Below are 16,046 nucleotides of genomic sequence, written 5' to 3' on the forward strand. Positions count from 1 at the left end.
ACATACCGGTTTAGGATGCAGCAAGGAGATTGCAGTCGATGATTGAAGCACAGATGAACTCGCTCGTGCCGATGGTGGTTGAACAGACCAGCCGTGGTGAACGGGCCTATGACATCTTTTCCCGTCTTCTCAAGGAGCGGATCGTCTTCATCAACGGCCAGGTACATGACGGCATGTCGTCACTGATCTGCGCGCAGTTGCTGCATCTCGAATCGGAAAACCCGGACAAGGATATCTCGCTTTACATCAACTCCCCGGGCGGGGTTGTGACGTCGGGTCTGGCGATCTATGACACCATGCAATACATCCGTTGCGATGTTTCCACGGTGTGCATGGGGCAGGCGGCTTCCATGGGGTCGCTGTTGCTGATGGCCGGTGCAAAGGGCAAGCGTTACTGCCTGCCGAATGCGCGCGTCATGATCCACCAGCCGTCCGGCGGGTTCCAGGGGCAGGCATCGGATATCGAAATCCATGCTCGCGAAATTCTGGCGTTGCGTCAGCGTCTTAACGAGATCTATGTCGAGCATACCGGCCGTGATCTCAAGACGATTGAAGACGCGATGGAGCGTGATAACTTCCTTACCCCGGATCAGGCCAAGGAATTCGGCCTGATTGACGAGGTGGTTACGTCACGTCCGAAACCGGATTCTGATGCGAAAAAAGATTGATCGTTCCATAACGATCCGATGAAAACGCCCCGGTGTTTTGCCGGGGCGTTTTTTTTATGGCTTGCGCACATTCATCCTCTGGTCATAGACAGGAGGTATAAGTAGGTTCTGCGACATTGTTTGGAACATGCGAAATTCCATAACGTTCAGGTGATAATGGACAGGGGTTTCGCATCCTTGGGTGCGGTCCCATATCAAACATGTGGCCATATGGCCGATAAGCGCAGATTAAACGTTGAGATCGGTATCGTTTACCGGCTAACATGGCGATAAAAGATAACGTCAAACGTAATTGGGGTTTGTATGAGCAAATCGAATAGCGGGGACTCCAAGAACACTCTGTATTGTTCTTTCTGTGGAAAGAGCCAGCACGAGGTTCGCAAGCTCATCGCCGGTCCAACCGTGTTCATCTGTGATGAATGCGTAGAGCTTTGCATGGACATCATCCGCGAAGAGCACAAAACCCATCTCGTCAAATCGGCTGACGGGGTGCCTTCTCCGCAAGAGATTTGCAAGGTTCTTGACGATTATGTGATCGGTCAGGGCCATGCGAAGAAAGTTCTCTCTGTCGCGGTTCACAACCACTACAAACGCCTGCATCACGCCAGCAAGAACGAGGATATCGAACTTGCCAAGTCGAACATCATGCTGGTTGGTCCTACCGGCTGTGGTAAGACGCTTCTGGCGCAGACGCTTGCGCGCATCCTTGATGTGCCGTTCACCATGGCAGACGCCACGACCCTTACCGAGGCAGGTTATGTCGGTGAGGATGTCGAAAACATCATCCTCAAGCTGCTTCAGGCGGCTGATTACAATGTTGAACGTGCGCAGCGCGGCATCGTCTATATCGACGAAGTCGACAAGATTTCGCGCAAGTCCGACAACCCGTCGATCACGCGTGACGTGTCGGGCGAGGGTGTGCAGCAGGCCCTTCTGAAGATTATGGAAGGCACGGTTGCATCGGTTCCGCCGCAGGGCGGCCGCAAGCACCCGCAGCAGGAATTCCTGCAGGTCGACACCACCAACATCCTGTTCATCGTTGGCGGTGCCTTCGCTGGCCTGGACAAGGTGATTTCGCAGCGTGGCAAGGGCAGTGCGATCGGTTTCGGTGCGGATGTCCGTAGCCCCGAAGACCGTCGTACCGGCGAAGTCCTGCGTGAAGTCGAACCCGAAGACCTTCTGAAATTCGGTCTTATTCCGGAATTCATCGGTCGTCTGCCGGTTCTGGCAACGCTTGAAGACCTCGACGAGGATGCGCTGGTCAAGATTCTGACCGAGCCGAAAAATGCGCTTATCAAGCAGTATCAGCGTCTGTTCGATATGGAAGACGTGAAACTGACCTTCCAGCCTGATGCGCTGGTGGCGATCGCCAAAAAAGCGATCGAGCGTAAAACCGGTGCGCGTGGTCTGCGTTCGATCATGGAGGGCATCCTGCTTGATACCATGTTCGATCTGCCGACCCTTGAAAGCGTCGAGGAAATCGTGATCAACCGTGACGTCGTCGAAGGAAAGGCAAAACCGTTGCTGATCCATGCCGAACGACGTGAAGGTGTCGAGCACAGTGCCTGACTTCTGATCCCGCACCGGCATCCTATTGCGGTGCGGGAATTTCAGATTATCTTTTGAATGTTCGCGTTACTGGCGGGGCCTATGGCAGGACCCCAGCAACGTTTTGGCTCAGAATAGGGAATAGAACATAATGGTTGAATTGGCGCGTGGCGAAATTTACCCGGTACTGCCGTTGCGCGACATCGTAGTGTTCCCGCACATGATTGTTCCGCTGTTTGTCGGGCGTGAAAAATCAGTGCGTGCACTTGAAGATGTGATGCGCGAAGACAAGCAGATTCTGCTTGTTACTCAAAAAGATGCGGGTCTTGATGACCCGTCTGTCGACGATCTGTATGAAATCGGGACTGTCGCGACTGTCTTGCAGCTTCTTAAGCTGCCGGACGGGACGGTCAAGGTGCTTGTCGAAGGTGGCAAGCGTGCGGAGATTTCCGGCTTCGTCGACAATCCCGAATTTTTCCAGGCTTATGCCGCTGTTCGCGAGGAAGCGGACGAGGATGACAGCGAGCTTGAAGCGCTTGCGCGTTCTGTCGTGACCCAGTTCGAGCAGTATATCAAGCTTAACAAGAAGATACCGCCGGAAGTTCTGGTATCGGTTAATCAGATCGAAGAGCCCGCGAAGCTTGCCGATACGGTGGCGTCGCATCTGTCGCTCAAGATTTCCGAGAAACAGGAACTTCTGGAAACGACCCTTGTCGGGGACCGTCTGGAACGCATTTTCGGTTTCATGGAATCGGAAATCGGCGTCCTGCAGGTCGAGAAAAAGATCCGCAACCGCGTCAAGCGCCAGATGGAGAAAACCCAGCGCGAGTACTATCTGAACGAGCAGCTTAAAGCCATTCAGAAGGAACTGGGCGAGGGCGAAGACGGCAAGGATGAAGCTTCTGAAATCGAAGAGAAGCTGAACAAGGCCAAGATGCCGAAGGAAGCCAAGGAAAAGGCCCAGGCCGAGCTTAAGAAGCTGCGCAATATGAGCCCGATGTCCGCCGAGGCCACCGTGGTTCGCAACTATCTTGACTGGATGGTGTCGATTCCGTGGAACAAGCGTTCACGTGTTTCGCTTGATCTGAAAAAGGCCAAGAAGGTGCTCGACAAGGAGCATTACGGTCTTGAGCAGGTCAAGGAACGCATCCTTGAATATCTTGCGGTTCAGGCGCGTATCAAAAAAGTCAAAGGCCCGATTCTGTGCCTTGTCGGTCCTCCGGGTGTTGGTAAAACCTCGCTTGGGAAATCGATGGCCAATGCGACCGGTCGCACATTCGTGCGCATGTCGCTTGGCGGGGTGCGTGACGAGTCCGAAATTCGGGGTCATCGCCGGACCTATATCGGTTCCATGCCGGGTAAAATCATCCAGGGCATGAAAAAGGCGAAATATTCCAACCCGCTTTTCCTTCTCGACGAGATTGAGAAAATGGGTTCGGATTTCCGCGGTGATCCGGCTTCGGCATTGCTTGAAGTTCTTGATCCGGAACAGAATTCGACCTTTAACGACCACTATCTAGAAGTCGATTACGATCTTTCGGATGTGATGTTCGTTACGACCGCCAACAGCCTGCGCATGCAGCAGCCGTTGCTCGACCGTATGGAGATCATCCGGATTTCGGGTTACACCGAGGATGAAAAGGTTGAAATCGCCAAGCGCCACCTGATCCCGAAACAGGTCAAGGAAAGCGGCCTGCGTAAGGGCGAGTGGAGCATTTCGGACGATGCGCTTCGCGATCTGATCCGTTACTACACCCGTGAAGCCGGTGTGCGTAGCCTTGAGCGTGAGCTGGCGAAGCTTGCGCGAAAGGCAACCAAGCGCATCATGCTTGAGAACCTGAAAACGGTTCGCGTGACCCCGCGCACGCTTGGCAAATATGCCGGCATCCGCAAGTTCCGTTATGGCGAAACCGAAGGTGAAGATCAGGTCGGTGTTGTTACCGGTCTGGCCTATACCGAATTCGGCGGCGATCTGTTGCAGATTGAATCGGTCACCGTACCGGGCAAGGGCAACATGAAAACCACCGGTAAACTCGGCGAAGTCATGACAGAATCGATCCAGGCGGCCACGTCGTTTGTGCGTTCGCGCGCCACCCAGTTCGGCATCAAGCCGACCCTGTTCCAGAAACGTGACATTCACGTTCACGTTCCGGAAGGGGCGACGCCAAAAGACGGTCCGTCGGCCGGTGTCGGCATGGTGACGTCGGTGGTTTCGGTTCTGACTGGCAATCCGGTTCGCAAGGATGTCGCGATGACAGGCGAAATCACGCTTCGCGGCCGTGTGCTTGCGATTGGTGGTTTGAAAGAAAAGCTTCTTGCGGCATTGCGCGGCGGTGTCAAAACCGTCCTGATCCCGCAGGAAAATGAAAAGGATCTGGAAGACATTCCGGACAACGTCAAACGCGGCATGGAAATCATTCCGGTTTCCCATGTTGACGAGGTTCTCAGCCACGCGCTGGTCAATCCGCTGGTTCCCATCGAGTGGGAAGAAGAGGTGGATGACGTCGCTGTCAAATCCAAGGACGGCGAAGAATCGGAAGTCGGTGGTGTTACCACTCACTGATAAGCGGAAAAAACGTTCGAAAACCGGGGGGATGGCAGCGCCATCCCCCCTTTTCTGTGGATAACTTTGGCCAAGAATCGGCATTGATCCACAGCGGCAGGGCTGTAAAGACGAAAAAAATCAAAAAAACGTTCGAAACCGCAGAAAACTGCGTCTCTCGCATTGACGGGAACTTGGCGACCTGCTTACACTGCCCATGCAACAGGTTTGGGGCAAACCAAATTTCCTCATAACTCCGAACGTCCAATAAGGGGGCCAGGAAGTGAATAAAAACGATCTCGTTGGAAGTGTAGCTGCTAAAGCCGATCTGTCCAAAGCGGACGCTGCTAAAGCCGTTGACGCTGTTTTCGATTCCATTACCGAATCTCTCAAAGGCGGTGACGAAGTTCGTCTCGTCGGTTTCGGTACCTTCGCTGTCGCTGCTCGCGCTGCTTCAAAAGGTCGCAACCCGCGCACCGGTGAAGAAATCGACATTCCGGCATCGAAACAGCCGAAATTCAAGGCTGGCAAAGGTCTTAAGGACGCCGTCAACTAAGTTTGACGAAGTTCTGAAAAAAAATGCCGGTGACAAGCGTCACCGGCATTGCTTTTTCAAAAAAGCATGTTATGTTCCGCCCGCTTCCGCAAAACGGGGCATCAAAATACGGGTGATTAGCTCAGCTGGTTAGAGCATCTCGTTTACACCGAGAGGGTCGGGAGTTCGAATCTCTCATCACCCACCATTCTTGCAAAAGTCGGCCACGCGCCGGCTTTTTGCATTTCCGGGACATGCCATTTTCTTTTTGCGAATCAGCGCATTATCGCAGTGCACCGCGAATCGTCGATCAGAATCGAAACGCCATGCAACGGTTGACGCCATAGCGCCCGACAGGCAAGCTTGATCAAGCAACACCAGTCAGGATGACGCCGCGATGACCATGATCTTCGAAATCCCGTTTTCCGCGCTTGTGGCGTTGTTGCGAAGGGTTGCTGTCCAACGGGGTCAATTGATCGCGCGGGGGGCTCTGGTGGCGATTATAGCGCCCCTGATGCTGGTTGGCTGTTATCTGCCCGACGACTTCACCATTGATCTTAATGTCGAGCAGAATGGAGATTACCGGTTCAGCTATCGCGGGTTGCTGGTGCAGCCGACCATTACCGAAGCCCTTCTGAACGAAGAAATTGATGCCGACGAAGAAAAAGTGCGCGTCGACAAGGTGCTTGCCGATCTGAAACGCGATTCTGGTGTCAAGCAGCTGACCTATCAGGGCAAGGGCATTTTCAACATTGTCTATGAACGGCACAGCAACATCATGCGCGACAAAAGCTTTGTGTTTGTCCGGCGCAATTCGCGAATCCTTGAAATGTTTTTCCGTGCGGAATCGAACACCGTTGAAATACGCGGCGGCTTCGTGCCCGACCAGTATGAAGAACGCCTGACCGCACTTGGTTATCAGATGACCGGCAAGATCGAGTTGCGCACCACGGCAGGCATCCGCAGCCACAACGCCGCCGAATTTGTCAAAACCGCCGGTCAGAACAGGCTGCGCTGGGAAATCAAATCGATCACCGATCCGGTGCCGAATGTGATCATCGGATAGGGAGCCGGGCCGGGAAAGCTGGCAGGCTGATCTGGCTTAAAAGATCGGGAATTTTCATTGATCAGGATGCGGCGGGCTACATTTCCCGAAGGCGCTGTTATCCTGGATAATTTTGATGAACGCATATGCACACTACAGAGGCTTTGTATCCTGTCTTTGTCGATGGTATTCAATTTTGTTCTTGATTTGTTCTTTGTTTGGTGGTAAGGATATCTCATCAACTTGATAATTGCGCCCGCATCGCGGGCAAAAGGGGCCGGGATCTTTGGATTTCCGGCCCTTTTTGCGTTTCGCAAAGCCCCGGAGCAATGTCGTCACAGGATGTTTGCCATGCAAACGGAACGGATGGCGCATGTGTTGTTGGCAAAGGAAAGAGGGCCATGATTGTGAATGTCGATGATTTCGATGATGAGGGGCCGTGAGGCCGTGCGGGCGCAGGTTGAGTCACCGCAAGAGCGGGGCAGGCGGGGATATACCTGTCAGATCCCGCATAACGACCCCGGTGGCATGGAGGTTTCATACGGCGGGGTATCCGGACTGTCATGTAAGCGGAGGACGATTAATTCACGGCGCGGTGCCAGCCGTCTTGTCGGGCATCCATAACAGCGGCGATCCGCCTGAAACGGCCAAAAGTCATTACGGGAGAGGTGCGTCAATCGCACAAAAAAGGGGGGCGATAATCGGCCGTCCCGATTTGTGGTGCGATTGGTCGGGACCTGGACCTGGACCGGATGGCGAGACCGCGAGGCATCAAACGAGGACCGCGAACCCGAGACGACCAAAAGTCATTACGGAAGTGGTTTGTCCGCCTCGCAAAAAGAGGGGGACGACAAGCTGCCGTTCCGGTTTGGGGCGTGTTTGGGGCCGGGCTGGGGCGGAGGGGGGGACGCCGGAGGCGTCGGAAGCTGTTGGGAGCAACAAGAGCAGTAGGCTGCCGACCATCCACTTAGAGGATGATCTGGGCCTGTGCGACAGGTTCCTTGGCGGGCAGGGGGCGGTCATCATTCAAAGGGCCCGACGGTCGTCAGGCGTATGGCGCGGGGTGTTTGGGGCATCTTGGGAAGGAGCATTCAGTCTGGGGTGGCTAAAGGTCTTTGCCGGAGTGGGTTACCGATTGGGCAAAAAAGAAAGGGACGGCGATGTGCCGTCCCGTTTTTCGTTCGAGGTCCGAAGCGGATGCGGGGTCAGTAGACCATTTCGTCTTCGCCGCCGCCTTCGGAGATGACGATCTGGCCTTGGGCGGCGAGTTCCTTGGCGAGCTGGACGATCATCATCTGGGATTCCTCTACATCCGACAGGCGGACAGGGCCCAGTGCATCCATGTCTTCGCGCATCATCTTGCCGGCACGTTCGGACATGTTCTTGAAGAACAGATCGCGCATCGCATCGGTCGAGCCTTTGAGGGCCAGTGCGAGTTTGTCCTTTTCGACCTGGCGCAGCAGGGTCTGAACGCCGTTGTTGTCGAGACGGGCAAGGTCTTCGAAGGTGAACATAAGGGCCTTGATCTTTTCCGCAGAGTCGCGGTTGCGTTCCTCGAGTGCGGTGAGGAAGCGGTCCTGGCTCTGGCGATCCAGACTGTTGAAGATATCGGCCATCAGTTCGTGGTTGTCGCCGCGCGAGCCACGCGCAAGGTTCGACATGAATTCGGTGCGGAGTGTTTTCTCGATATTGTCGAGGACCTCTTTCTGTACGGCCTCCATGCGCAGCATACGCATGATGACCTCCATCGAGAAGTTTTCCGGCAATAGCGACAATACAGCGGCCGAGTGGGATGATTTCAGTTTCGAGAGCACCACGCCAACGGTCTGCGGGTATTCGTTTTTGAGGTAGTTGGCGAGAACCGCCTCGTTCACGTTGTTCAGCTTGTCCCACATGGTGCGGCCGGCGGGGCCGCGAATCTCTTCCATGATGCCGTTGACGCGGTCTTCGGGAAGGACTTTGGACAGCAGGCGTTCGGTCGTATCGAACGAACCGACCAGCGAGCCGGTCGAGGAAAGCTGATCTGCAAATTCCACAAACAGGCGTTCGACGATATTGGAGCTGATGGTGCCAAGGCCCGACATGGTCTGGGAAATCTCTTTGATTTCCTCGTCATCCATCATGCTGAACATTTTGGTGGCGTGTTCTTCACCAAGTGCCAGCATCAGAATCGCGGCTTTTTCCGGGCCTGCAAGCGACCTGTATTCTTCTTTTACGCGCCCCACTGGTGGTCTTCTCCGTCACTGCGTTCATTCGCCGGGTTTGTTCACCCGGGCGAACATGCCTGTTTCTAGCGGCAAAGAATATAATCTATTTATCAACAATTCTATAAAAGCTAAGCGCAGGATGCAAAGGTAACTGACGAAACCGTCCGTGGAAGTGATTGGAAAAGCGTTATTTGTCCAAAAGCCGGGGCCTGTGATGTGTTTCACAGGGTGATGATCTCCGGCGCAATTGACGAGATGGTTGAAAACGCTGGTATCAGCTTGACTTGGCATAGGTGCTGGTCTAACAAAGGCGCGCCAATAGCTGGTCATTTGGGGGCGTAGCTCAGTTGGTTAGAGCGCCGGCCTGTCACGCCGGAGGCCGCGGGTTCAAGTCCCGTCGCTCCCGCCATGATCACGCATCTGTTGTCTTTGTTCGGACGTTTCGTCCTTTCCGCGATCGCCTTTTCACGTGCAGCGCATGTTGCTTCGCAAGAAACGGACTTGATCATGACGTTACGCGACCCGATATCGGAGAGCAGAGAATGGCAAAAAGATTAGGAAGTTTCCGGCCTTAGGTGGTGTTAAAACCGCTTACGGGGCTGGAACTTGTGCGGTGCATACGTTATGGTGCGCCGGTATAGGCCAGGTGGGGACCTGGTCGGGTCAAAAGAGGCCTGTTCTTGAGAGGTCAGAGAGATGCAAGAGCTTCTTTCGGAATATCTTCCGATCCTGATTTTCATCGGGATCGCCGTCGGTCTCTCGGCGGTTATCGTCATCGCGTCGCTGGTTCTGGCCAAGCAGGCTCCTGATGTTGAAAAACTGTCCGCATATGAGTGCGGGTTTGCGCCGTTTGAAGACGCGCGCATCAAGTTTGATGTCCGGTTCTATCTGGTCGCCATCTTGTTCATCATTTTCGATCTCGAAGTTGCGTTCCTGTTCCCGTGGGCTGTGACCCTTGGCGACATCGGCACCTTCGGTTTCTTTTCTATGGTGATCTTCCTGGCTGTGCTGACGGTCGGATTTGTCTATGAATGGAAGAAGGGAGCATTGGAATGGGAGTGAGCACCAATACAGGCGCCCCCCTGGCACCCGGTCAGGATCAGGATACCCTGCTTAAAGGCGTGTTCGACGAGATGAATGACAAGGGCTTTGTCCTTGCCAATCTCGACAAGCTGGCAAGCTGGGCAAGCACCGGTTCGCTGTGGCCGATGACATTCGGTCTGGCCTGCTGTGCCGTGGAAATGATGCATGCCGCCGCGTCGCGTTACGACCTTGACCGTTACGGTCTTGTGTTCCGTCCGAGCCCGCGTCAGTCCGACGTGATGATCGTTGCCGGCACGCTTACCAACAAGATGGCTCCGGCACTGCGCAAGGTTTACGACCAGATGGCCGAACCGCGCTGGGTGATCTCGATGGGATCATGTGCGAATGGTGGCGGATATTATCACTATTCCTATTCGGTGGTGCGCGGTTGTGATCGCGTTGTTCCGGTGGACGTATATGTTCCCGGGTGCCCGCCGACAGCCGAAGCGCTGATTTACGGCGTGATGCAGTTGCAAAAGAAAATCCGCCGTACCGGTGTCCTGACACGCTGATCCTTAATAGGGGGCTTGCATGAGCGAAGTGCTCAGCGATAACAGCGCCGCGCTGAAAGATCTTAAAGATCTAGTGGTGTCCCAGTTTGCCGACAAGGTTCTGGAAACCCAGTACCGTTATGGCGAGCTGTCCATCGTGGTCAAACGCGATGCTATTCTTAAAGTTCTGACATTCCTTCGCGATGATGCGGGCTGCCTGTTCAAGCAGCTTGTCGACATTTGCGGGGTTGATTATCCCGAACGCGCCGAGCGTTTCGACGTCGTGTATCACCTGCTGTCGCTCAAGCATAACCTGCGTGTGCGTGTGAAGGTCCGTACCGACGAAGATACCCCGGTGCCCAGTGCCGTTCCCGTTTACAGCGCCGCCAACTGGTTCGAGCGCGAGACATGGGATCTGTTCGGCATCTTCTTTGACAATCACCCGGACCCGCGCCGTATCCTGACGGATTATGGCTTTGAGGGTCATCCGCTTCGCAAGGATTTCCCGCTGACCGGTTATGTCGAGGTTCGCTATGACGACGAGCAGAAGCGCGTTGTCTACGAGCCGGTGAAACTGGTTCAGGATTTCCGTAACTTCGATTTCGAAAGCCCGTGGGAAGGCATCCAGCATGTTCTTCCCGGCGATGAAAAGGCGGAGGGCAAGGCCTGATGTCGGAACAAAAAATCAAAAACATGACCATGAACTTCGGCCCGCAGCACCCTGCGGCGCATGGCGTTCTGCGTCTGGTTCTTGAAATGGATGGCGAGGTTATCGAACGCGCCGATCCGCATATCGGTCTTCTGCACCGCGGTACGGAAAAGCTGATCGAATATAAGACCTATATTCAGGCGACCCCGTATTTCGACCGTCTCGACTATGTCGCGCCGATGAACCAGGAACATGCCTATTGCCTGGCCATCGAGAAGCTGATGGGTGTCGAGGTGCCGAAACGCGCCCAGTATATCCGCGTCCTTTATGCGGAAATGGGCCGTATCCTGAACCATCTTCTGAACCTGACCGCCTTTGCGCTTGACGTTGGTGCGATGACCCCGCTGCTGTGGGGCTTCGAGGAACGTGAAAAGCTCATGGAATTCTATGAGCGCGCCTGTGGTGCACGTCTTCATGCCAACTATTTCCGTCCGGGCGGCGTTGCAGCCGATCTTCCGGCCGGGTTGCTGGCCGATATTGATGCCTGGTGTGATCAGTTCCCGAAATTCGTCAACGATTTCGACCGTATCCTGACCGGCAACCGTATCTTCAAACAGCGTACTGTTGATATCGGGATCGTTTCGCCCGAGGAGGCCCTTGACTGGGGCTTTACCGGGCCGAACATCCGCGCATCCGGTATGGCGTGGGATCTGCGTAAATCGCAGCCCTATGACTCGTACGAAGATTTCGATTTCGACATTCCGATCGGCAAGACCGGTGACTGCTATGATCGCTTCCTGGTGCGTTTCGAAGAAATGAACCAGTCGCTCAAGATCATGAAGCAGGCCATCAAGGAAATGCCGGATGGTGCTGTTATCGTTGAAAATAACAAGGTGGCGCCGCCGTCGCGTTCAGAAATGAAACGCTCGATGGAAGCCCTGATCCATCACTTCAAACTCTTTACCGAAGGGTTCCACGTTCCGGCTGGCGAATGCTATGCCGCGGTCGAGGCACCGAAGGGCGAGTTTGGCGTGTATCTCATTTCGGATGGCTCGAACCGTCCGTATCGCTGCAAAATTCGCGCACCCGGGTTCCCGCACCTTCAGGGCATCGACTTCATGTCCAAGGGCCACATGCTGGCCGATGTCGTTGCCAATATCGGGTCGCTTGATATCGTGTTCGGTGAGATTGACCGATGAGCCATTTGAGAAGACCAGCTCCGAGAGAGCTTCAGCCTGTCAGCTTTGCGTTTTCCCCGGAAAACATGGAGCGGGCAAACAAGATTATCGCCAAGTATCCGGAAGGCCGCCAGCAGAGCGCGGTCATGCCGCTGCTTGATCTGGCACAGCGTCAGACCGAAGGTAACTGGGTTCCGACTGTCGCAATGGATTACATTGCCGACATGCTCGATATGCCGGCCATTCGCGTCTACGAGGTGGCGACCTTCTATACGATGTATAACCTTGCCCCGGTCGGCAAGAACTTCATCCAGGTCTGCACCACGACGCCTTGCTGGTTGCGCGGTTCGGCGGATGTCGTTGATACCTGCAAGAAGGAACTGGGCATCGGTATCGGTGAAACCACCGAAGACGGCCAGTTTACCCTGATCGAGGTTGAATGCCTTGGCGCGTGCGTTAATGCACCGATGATGCAGATTAACGACGATTATTACGAAGACCTGACTGCCGATAGCACCAAGTCGATCCTTGATGCCCTGAAAAAGGGTGAAAAGCCGAAAGCCGGTCCGCAGATCGGTCGTCGCGGCTGCGAGCCGATCGATGGTCCCAAGGTTCTGAAGGCATTCTGTGGCTGCGGCGCTGCCGATCAGTCTGCTGATGCAAGCGAAGGGGAGGCCTGAGATGCTGCAGGATAAGGATCGTATCTTTACCAACCTGTACGGTTTTCAGGACTTCGGTCTTAAAGCGGCACAGGCACGTGGCAACTGGGACGGCACCAAGGCCCTGATTGAAAAAGGGCGTGACTGGATCATCAACGAGATGAAGGCATCCGGTCTGCGTGGTCGTGGGGGCGCTGGCTTCCCGACCGGCCTGAAATGGTCGTTCATGCCCAAGGAATCCGATGGTCGTCCGAGCTATCTTGTGGTGAATGCCGACGAGGGCGAGCCGGGCACCTGTAAAGACCGCGAGATCATGCGCAATGATCCGCATACCCTGATTGAAGGCTGCCTTCTGGCCAGCTTCGCGATGAATGCCCATGCCGGATATATCTATATCCGCGGCGAATTCTATCACGAGGCATCGAACCTTCAGCGTGCGATTGACGAAGCCTATGAAGCCGGTCTGCTTGGCAAGAATGCCTGTGGTTCGGGCTGGGATTACGACCTTTATCTGCATCTTGGTGCAGGGGCGTATATCTGTGGCGAGGAAACCGCGCTGATCGAAAGCCTTGAGGGCAAGAAAGGCCAGCCGCGTCTGAAGCCGCCATTCCCGGCCAATGCCGGTCTGTATGGCTGCCCGACGACGGTGAACAACGTCGAATCGATTGCCGTGGTGCCGGAAATCCTGCGCCGTGGCGGTGCATGGTTCACCGGTTTTGGCCGTGAAAACAACCACGGTACCAAGCTGTTTGCGATTTCCGGCCATGTCGAGAAACCCTGCACGGTCGAGGAAGCCATGAGCATTCCGCTGCGCGAGCTGATCGACAAGCATTGCGGCGGTGTTCGTGGCGGCTGGGACAATCTTCTGGCGGTTATTCCAGGCGGTTCGTCCGTTCCGCTGATGACCAAAGACATTTGCGACAATGTGCTGATGGATTTCGATGCCCTGCGTGAAGTGGGATCGGGTCTTGGTACGGCGGCGGTGATCGTGATGGATAAGTCCACCGACATTGTTTACGCCATCGCGCGTCTGTCGGAATTCTACCAGCATGAAAGCTGTGGCCAGTGCACACCGTGCCGTGAAGGCACGGGCTGGATGGCGCGCATCATGGCGCGCATGGTCCGGGGACAGGCCACGCTTGATGAAATTGACCTGCTGTGGGATGTGACCAAACAGGTCGAAGGCCACACCATTTGTGCGCTTGGCGATGCAGCCGCATGGCCGATCCAGGGTCTGATCCGTCACTTCCGTCCCGAAATGGAACGGCGGATCAAGGAATATCGCGCACGGATCGCGGCCTGAGAGGGGCCTGTTGAGAGGGATTGAGACATGCCGAAACTGACAGTTGACGGTATTGAAGTTGAAGTAGAAGCCGGGGCGACAGTCCTTCAGGCCTGTGAAGAGGCCGGGAAGGAGATTCCGCGTTTCTGCTATCACGAACGCCTGTCAATCGCCGGCAACTGCCGTATGTGTCTGGTCGAGATGGAACGCGCACCGAAGCCGGTCGCGTCCTGCGCCATGCCTGCGGCAGATGGAATGGTGATCAAGACGGATTCCGATCTGGTCAAGAAAGCACGCAATGGCGTGATGGAATTCCTGCTGATCAACCATCCGCTGGATTGCCCGATCTGTGACCAGGGCGGTGAATGTGACCTTCAGGACCAGGCGATGGCCTATGGTTTTGACGCGTCGCGCTATGCCGAGAAAAAGCGTGCGGTGAAGGACAAGGAACTGGGCCCGATCGTGAAAACGATCATGACCCGTTGCATTCACTGCACCCGTTGCGTCCGTTTTTCCGAGGAAGTCGCAGGTGTCGGCACCATGGGTGCGGTTTACCGTGGCGAGGATACCGAGGTCGGACCGTATATCGAAGCATCGATCAATTCCGAACTTTCGGGGAACCTGGTCGATCTTTGCCCGGTTGGTGCGCTGACGTCCAAGCCCTATGCGTTTACCGCGCGTCCGTGGGAATTGAAAAAGACCGACAGCATCGATGTTATGGATGCGGTTGGATCAAACATCCGTATCGATTCCCGCAGTGCCGAAGTCATGCGCGTTCTGCCGCGTACCAATGACGACGTGAACGAGGAATGGATTTCGGACAAAACCCGTTATGCGATTGACGGCCTGAAACGCCAGCGTCTGGATCGTCCGTATGTGCGTGTCGACGGCAAGCTGAAAGCAGCAAGCTGGGACGAGGCATTTGCCGCAATCAAGGCAAAGGTTTCCGGGCTTGATGGCAAGAAGATTGCCGCGATTGCCGGTGACACGGTCGATTGTGAATCGATGACGGCCCTTAAGGATCTGATGGGGACCCTTGGGTCGCCGAACCTTGATTGCCGTCAGGACGGTTCGAAAATCGGCGGCCCGCGTGCGTCCTATATCTTTAACACCACGATTGCCGGGATCGACGAAGCCGATGCCTGCCTAATCGTTGGGGCGAATGTCCGTGCCGAAGCACCGATCATCAACTCCCGCCTGCGCAAACGCTGGCGTGCGACGGCTGGTGACTTCAAGGTTGGCATCATCGGCGAAAGCTGGGACCCGACCTATAAGCACGATTATCTTGGTGCCGGTGCGGAAACGCTTTCCGCGGTTCTCGATGGCAAGAACGATTTCGCCAAGGTTCTGAAAGCTGCCGAAAAGCCGATGATCATCGTTGGTATGGGCGCGCTTAACCGTGACGACAGCGATGCGGTTCTGGCGACCGTCCGGGCGATTGCCGACAAATACGGCATGGTTTCGGGCGAATGGAACGGTTTTAACGTCCTGCACACCGCCGCCTCGCGCGTTGGTGGCCTTGATCTGGGCTTTGTTCCGGGTGAGGGCGGTCTTGCGACCAATGACATCCTTGATGCCGCGGCAAAAGGCGATGTCGAGGTTGTTTACCTGCTGGGTGCCGATGAAATCGACATGTCGAAACTTGAGAAGGCCTTTGTGGTCTATCAGGGGGCGATGGGCGATGCCGGTGCACAGGCAGCAGACGTGATCCTTCCGGGTGCTGCCTATACCGAAAAGAATGGTACCTACGTCAATACCGAAGGCCGCGCCCAGCAGGGCTGGCGCGCTGTTTTCCCGGTTGGCGACGCCAAGGAAGACTGGGCGATTGTTCGTGCGCTTTCGGGCGCACTTGGCCAGGCGCTTCCGTATGACAGCATTGAAGCCGTGCGTTCGCGCATGGTTGAACTCAGCCCGACTTTCACCTCGCTGAATGCTGTTACCAAGGCAGAGTGGGCCGATTTCGGCAAGAAAGGCGATATGAAGCCAGACAGCTTTACCTCGCCGGTTCGCAATTTCTATATGACCGACCCGATCAGCCGTGCATCGGTGACGATGGCCAAATGTACAGAGGCCTTTGTCAAGGATGCGGCTGCCGAGAAGGTTGCCTGAGTTTGGGGGGCGGCGATGACATCGTCGCCCGTCCCGCAAGGGGGTGTCCC

At 55.4% G+C, this 16,046-nt stretch carries 13 protein-coding genes and 2 tRNA genes; 14 read left to right on the forward strand and 1 reads right to left on the reverse strand.

Annotated features, from left to right (window positions below; all coding sequences use genetic code 11):
• The first annotated feature begins 38 nt into the window (after positions 1–38).
• The 6 genes from clpP to AUP42_RS02380 all read left to right on the forward strand — a co-directional run bounded on the left by clpP (position 39) and on the right by AUP42_RS02380 (position 6,359).
• On the forward strand, positions 39–668 hold the full coding sequence (gene clpP / locus AUP42_RS02355) for an ATP-dependent Clp endopeptidase proteolytic subunit ClpP (protein ID WP_062948548.1): 630 nt from the start codon (positions 39–41) through the stop codon (positions 666–668).
• A 303-nt stretch (positions 669–971) separates the two neighbouring features.
• Positions 972–2,237: an ATP-dependent Clp protease ATP-binding subunit ClpX gene (gene clpX, locus AUP42_RS02360; protein WP_062948550.1), complete on the forward strand. Its 1,266-nt coding sequence runs from the start codon at positions 972–974 to the stop codon at positions 2,235–2,237.
• 130 nt (positions 2,238–2,367) lie between these two features.
• On the forward strand, positions 2,368–4,779 hold the full coding sequence (lon, locus tag AUP42_RS02365; protein WP_062948552.1) for an endopeptidase La: 2,412 nt from the start codon (positions 2,368–2,370) through the stop codon (positions 4,777–4,779).
• Between the two features lie 262 nt (positions 4,780–5,041).
• Positions 5,042–5,314 (forward strand): HU family DNA-binding protein, encoded by a 273-nt coding sequence (locus tag AUP42_RS02370; RefSeq protein ID WP_007089403.1) that lies wholly within the window; start codon positions 5,042–5,044, stop codon positions 5,312–5,314.
• A 110-nt stretch (positions 5,315–5,424) separates the two neighbouring features.
• Positions 5,425–5,501 (forward strand) — tRNA-Val (locus tag AUP42_RS02375).
• Positions 5,502–5,690: 189 nt separating this feature from the next.
• Positions 5,691–6,359 carry a hypothetical protein gene (locus tag AUP42_RS02380; protein WP_062948554.1) on the forward strand — a complete coding sequence of 223 codons (669 nt, stop codon included), beginning with the start codon at positions 5,691–5,693 and terminating at the stop codon, positions 6,357–6,359.
• A 1,184-nt stretch (positions 6,360–7,543) separates the two neighbouring features.
• Here the strand turns inward: AUP42_RS02380 and fliG are convergent.
• Positions 7,544–8,563 (reverse strand): flagellar motor switch protein FliG, encoded by a 1,020-nt coding sequence (gene fliG / locus AUP42_RS02385; RefSeq protein WP_062948556.1) that lies wholly within the window; start codon positions 8,561–8,563, stop codon positions 7,544–7,546.
• Between the two features lie 314 nt (positions 8,564–8,877).
• Here fliG and AUP42_RS02390 point away from each other — a divergent pair.
• From AUP42_RS02390 to nuoG, 8 genes are all read left to right on the forward strand, one after another.
• Positions 8,878–8,954 (forward strand) — tRNA-Asp (locus tag AUP42_RS02390).
• A gap of 287 nt (positions 8,955–9,241) precedes the next feature.
• Positions 9,242–9,607, forward strand: coding sequence for an NADH-quinone oxidoreductase subunit A (locus AUP42_RS02395; protein ID WP_007089406.1), 366 nt, complete (start codon positions 9,242–9,244; stop codon positions 9,605–9,607).
• Complete coding sequence (locus AUP42_RS02400) at positions 9,598–10,140, forward strand: NuoB/complex I 20 kDa subunit family protein (protein ID WP_007089407.1); 543 nt, start codon at positions 9,598–9,600, stop codon at positions 10,138–10,140. The genes AUP42_RS02395 and AUP42_RS02400 overlap by 10 nt, the downstream gene beginning before the upstream one ends.
• 19 nt (positions 10,141–10,159) lie before the next feature.
• Positions 10,160–10,789, forward strand: a complete 630-nt coding sequence (locus tag AUP42_RS02405) for an NADH-quinone oxidoreductase subunit C (protein WP_062948558.1) — start codon at positions 10,160–10,162, stop codon at positions 10,787–10,789.
• A complete protein-coding gene (locus tag AUP42_RS02410) occupies positions 10,789–11,967 on the forward strand; it encodes an NADH-quinone oxidoreductase subunit D (protein WP_062948560.1) in 1,179 nt (392 codons plus the stop codon). The genes AUP42_RS02405 and AUP42_RS02410 overlap by 1 nt, the downstream gene beginning before the upstream one ends.
• Entirely contained in the window at positions 11,964–12,626 is a 663-nt protein-coding gene (gene nuoE, locus AUP42_RS02415; RefSeq protein WP_062948562.1) for an NADH-quinone oxidoreductase subunit NuoE, read from the forward strand. The genes AUP42_RS02410 and nuoE overlap by 4 nt, the downstream gene beginning before the upstream one ends.
• A gap of 1 nt (position 12,627) precedes the next feature.
• Positions 12,628–13,908, forward strand: coding sequence for an NADH-quinone oxidoreductase subunit NuoF (gene nuoF / locus AUP42_RS02420; protein WP_062948564.1), 1,281 nt, complete (start codon positions 12,628–12,630; stop codon positions 13,906–13,908).
• Between the two features lie 27 nt (positions 13,909–13,935).
• On the forward strand, positions 13,936–15,996 hold the full coding sequence (gene nuoG / locus AUP42_RS02425) for an NADH-quinone oxidoreductase subunit NuoG (protein WP_062948566.1): 2,061 nt from the start codon (positions 13,936–13,938) through the stop codon (positions 15,994–15,996).
• Positions 15,997–16,046: the final 50 nt, after the last annotated feature.

It is taken from the genome of Thalassospira lucentensis (assembly GCF_001613805.1).
Taxonomy (GTDB): domain Bacteria; phylum Pseudomonadota; class Alphaproteobacteria; order Rhodospirillales; family Thalassospiraceae; genus Thalassospira; species Thalassospira lucentensis_A.

Excerpts from the sequence above, each read along its gene's own strand:
- AUP42_RS02395 (WP_007089406.1), top strand. The coding sequence starts at position 9,242 with ATGCAAGAGCTTCTTTCGGAATATCTTCCGATCCTGATTTTCATCGGG.
- nuoF (WP_062948564.1), top strand. The coding sequence starts at position 12,628 with ATGCTGCAGGATAAGGATCGTATCTTTACCAACCTGTACGGTTTTCAG.
- clpP (WP_062948548.1), top strand. The coding sequence starts at position 39 with ATGATTGAAGCACAGATGAACTCGCTCGTGCCGATGGTGGTTGAACAG.
- lon (WP_062948552.1), top strand. The coding sequence starts at position 2,368 with ATGGTTGAATTGGCGCGTGGCGAAATTTACCCGGTACTGCCGTTGCGC.
- nuoG (WP_062948566.1), top strand. The coding sequence starts at position 13,936 with ATGCCGAAACTGACAGTTGACGGTATTGAAGTTGAAGTAGAAGCCGGG.
- AUP42_RS02400 (WP_007089407.1), top strand. The coding sequence starts at position 9,598 with ATGGGAGTGAGCACCAATACAGGCGCCCCCCTGGCACCCGGTCAGGAT.
- AUP42_RS02380 (WP_062948554.1), top strand. The coding sequence starts at position 5,691 with ATGACCATGATCTTCGAAATCCCGTTTTCCGCGCTTGTGGCGTTGTTG.
- AUP42_RS02405 (WP_062948558.1), top strand. The coding sequence starts at position 10,160 with ATGAGCGAAGTGCTCAGCGATAACAGCGCCGCGCTGAAAGATCTTAAA.
- nuoE (WP_062948562.1), top strand. The coding sequence starts at position 11,964 with ATGAGCCATTTGAGAAGACCAGCTCCGAGAGAGCTTCAGCCTGTCAGC.
- AUP42_RS02410 (WP_062948560.1), top strand. The coding sequence starts at position 10,789 with ATGTCGGAACAAAAAATCAAAAACATGACCATGAACTTCGGCCCGCAG.
- clpX (WP_062948550.1), top strand. The coding sequence starts at position 972 with ATGAGCAAATCGAATAGCGGGGACTCCAAGAACACTCTGTATTGTTCT.